General features: G+C 67.6%; 4 protein-coding genes. 2 read left to right on the plus strand and 2 right to left on the minus strand.

Features of this window, described 5'->3' with window-relative positions; translation table 11 throughout:
* The coding region (locus AC04L7_RS15530) for a hypothetical protein (RefSeq protein ID WP_475513354.1) at nucleotides 1-238 on the plus strand (238 nt) is incomplete at its 5' end.
* Between the two features lie 95 nt (nucleotides 239-333).
* A complete protein-coding gene (locus AC04L7_RS15535) occupies nucleotides 334-1,533 on the plus strand; it encodes an endonuclease/exonuclease/phosphatase family protein (protein WP_475513355.1) in 1,200 nt (399 codons plus the stop codon).
* On the opposite strand, the gene AC04L7_RS15540 is transcribed toward AC04L7_RS15535, so the two are convergent.
* Both AC04L7_RS15540 and purT read right to left on the minus strand, forming a co-directional pair.
* Nucleotides 1,523-1,831 carry a hypothetical protein gene (locus AC04L7_RS15540; protein ID WP_435997605.1) on the minus strand — a complete coding sequence of 103 codons (309 nt, stop codon included), beginning with the start codon at nucleotides 1,829-1,831 and terminating at the stop codon, nucleotides 1,523-1,525. The genes AC04L7_RS15535 and AC04L7_RS15540 overlap by 11 nt on opposite strands.
* A gap of 10 nt (nucleotides 1,832-1,841) precedes the next feature.
* Entirely contained in the window at nucleotides 1,842-3,026 is a 1,185-nt protein-coding gene (gene purT / locus AC04L7_RS15545; protein ID WP_475513356.1) for a formate-dependent phosphoribosylglycinamide formyltransferase, read from the minus strand.
* Nucleotides 3,027-3,029 lie beyond the last annotated feature (3 nt).

Below are 3,029 nucleotides of genomic sequence, written 5' to 3' on the forward strand. Positions count from 1 at the left end.
GGACGACACGGTCGACGCCGGCACCGGCGTCGCCGAATGCGACCAGTACCTCGAAAAGGTCTACGCCTGCATCAGCGACAAGGTGCCGGAAGCGCAGCGCGAGATGATGAAGCAGGGCATCGAGCAGTCGAAGGCCGGCTGGTCCGCCGTCACCGACAAGACGGCGCTGGCTGCCCAGTGCAAGACCGCGATGGACCAGGCCAAGACCGCCTACGCGGCGATGGGCTGCTCGTTCTGACGCTGCGGCGGGCCGACCTCCTCGCCGGCCCGTGGCGCCCCGGTTTCCGGGGCGCTTTTTTTACGCCTGTCATGCCGGCATGACAGAATCCCCGGATGCGCACTCTCCTACTGCTGCTCACGATGACGCTTGCCGCGTGCCATTCCCCCACCAAGCCGGCCGAACCCGCCAGCCGGCAGGCGGTGCCACTGCGCGTGGYGACCTACAACACGTCGCTGTTTTCGGACGATGCCGGTGGCGTGATCCGGCAACTGGAGGGCGACAGCGCGCATGCGCGCAAGATCGCCGCCGTCCTGCAGCACGTGCGGCCGGACCTGGTACTGCTGAACGAATTCGACTACGACGATGCGCATCGTGCCGCGGACCTGTTCCAGCAGCGCTATCTCGAGATCGCCCAGCCAGGGGGCGGTGAACCGCTGCGGTATCCGTATCGCTATCTCGCGCCGGTGAATACCGGCGTTCCCAGCGGGCTGGACCTGGACCGCAACGGTGCGGTCGGCACGCAGGGGCGCGAACGCGGCAACGATGCGTGGGGTTACGGCCTGCATCCCGGCCAGTACGGCATGCTGGTGCTGTCGCGTTTCCCGATCGATGCCACGCAGGTGCGCACCTTCCAGTTGCTGCGCTGGAGCACGCTGCCGGGTGCGGCCAGTCCCGTCGACCCTGCCAYGCGCGCGCCGTTCTATTCGGATGCCATCTGGAAGCAACTTCGCCTGTCGTCCAAATCGCACTGGGATGTGCCGGTATCCACCCCGGGTGGCGTGGTGCATTTCCTGGTCTCCCATCCCACGCCGCCGGTGTTCGACGGACCGGAGAACCGGAATGGCATGCGCAACGCCGATGAAATCCGGTTGTGGCGCGAATACCTCACGCAGCACGATGCGCATTGGCTCTGCGACGACCAGGGCCGCTGCGGCGGCCTGGCATCCGATGCGCGTTTCGTCATCGCGGGCGATCTCAACAACGATCCTGCGGACGGCGACGGCCAGCACGACGCGATCATCGAACTGCTCGAACACCCGCGCGTGATGCGCATGGCCACGCCACGCAGCGAAGGCGGCCAACAGACCGCACTCGCCTACGCCGCCAAGGGCCTGCAGCGCCGCGGCGCACCCGCGCACGTGACCGGGGATTTCGGACGCCGCAACGGCGCCTTGCGACTGGACTATGTGCTGCCGTCCACGGGCTTCGGCGTGGTGGGCAGTGGCGTGTTCTGGCCGAAACCGGGCCAGCCCGGCGCTGCCATCGCCGATGGCAGCGACCATCACCTGGTGTGGGTGGACCTTACGCTGTAGGCGCGGATGGCGGCACCACGGTGGCGGCGCGCGGGCCGAAACCGAACAACGATTCGTTCTGTGCGGAGACGATCATCCGGATCATGCTGCCCGGCACCATCAGCTCTACCTGCATCTCATGGCCTTCGGCGTCCCTGCCGACCAGCGTCATCTCGGTGAAGGCGCCGCCGGTATCGATCTCCTTGCAGAACAGATGCGGACCCTCCGCATGGGCGGTGAGATAAGGCTTGATGGCCTCGCCCAGGGCTTCCAGCGCCTGAGGGAAGAAGAAGACGGCGTAGCCGGTGTTTCCGTTCAAGGTGTTTTCCTCAGGCCAGGTCAATGGTGATCGCAGCGGCGGCATCACGCGCGACCGCACGAGCGGTGTCCGTGTCGTCGCCACGCGCGAGCGTCACGCCGACACGGCGATGGCCTTCCACGCGCGGTTTGCCGAACAGGCGCAGGGCGGTGTCGGGCACGGCCAGCGCGTCCTCGACATTGCGGAATACCGGCACGCCGTGGCCGTGCGCCAGCATCGCGCACGATGCGGACGGGCCGCTCTGGCGGATCACCGGGATCGGCAGGCCGAGGATGGCGCGCGCGTGCAGCGCGAATTCGGACAGTTCCTGCGACACCAGCGTCACCAGGCCGGTGTCGTGCGGGCGCGGCGAGACTTCGCTGAACCACACCTCGTCACCTTTCACGAAAAGCTCCACGCCGAACAGACCCCAGCCCCCGAGATCGTCGGTTACCGCCCTGGCGATCCGCTGTGCGCGCTCCAGCGCACGTGGCGACATCGGCTGTGGCTGCCAGCTCTCGCGGTAGTCGCCATCCTTCTGCCAGTGGCCGATCGGTTCGCAGTACGAGGTACCGCCTGCATGGCGCACGGTCAGCAGGGTGATTTCGTACTCGAAGTCGATGAAGYCTTCGACAATGCAGCGGCCCGCGCCCGCGCGTCCGCCGGTTTGCGCGTAGTCCCAAGCAGCGTCGATGTCGGCTTCGCTGCGCAGCGTGCTCTGGCCCTTKCCYGAGGAAGACATCACCGGCTTCACCACGCACGGCAGGCCGATCTCGCGCACGGCCTGGCGGTATTCGTCCTGCGTATCGACGAAGCGGTAGGGCGATGTCGGCAGGCCCAGGGTTTCGGCGGCGAGCCGGCGGATGCCTTCGCGGTCCATCGTCAGCCGTGCCGCGCGTGCCGTCGGAATGACACGGGCGGCGCCCTCGGCTTCCAGCGCCACCAGCGTTTCGGTATGGATCGCCTCGATTTCCGGCACCACCAGGTGCGGCTGCTCCCGTGCGATCAGCGCGCGGATCGCGGCCGGATCGAGCATGTCGAGCACGTGCGCGCGGTGCGCGACCTGCATCGCCGGCGCATCCGCGTAACGGTCGGCCGCGATCACTTCCACGCCCAGCCGCTGCAACTCGAGGGCCACCTCCTTGCCCAGTTCGCCAGAACCCAGCAGCAGGACTCGGATGGCATGGGGAGACAGCGGCGTTCCTAGGGTGGTCATGCG

It is taken from the genome of Pseudoxanthomonas sp. LjRoot204_2 (genome assembly GCF_056175765.1).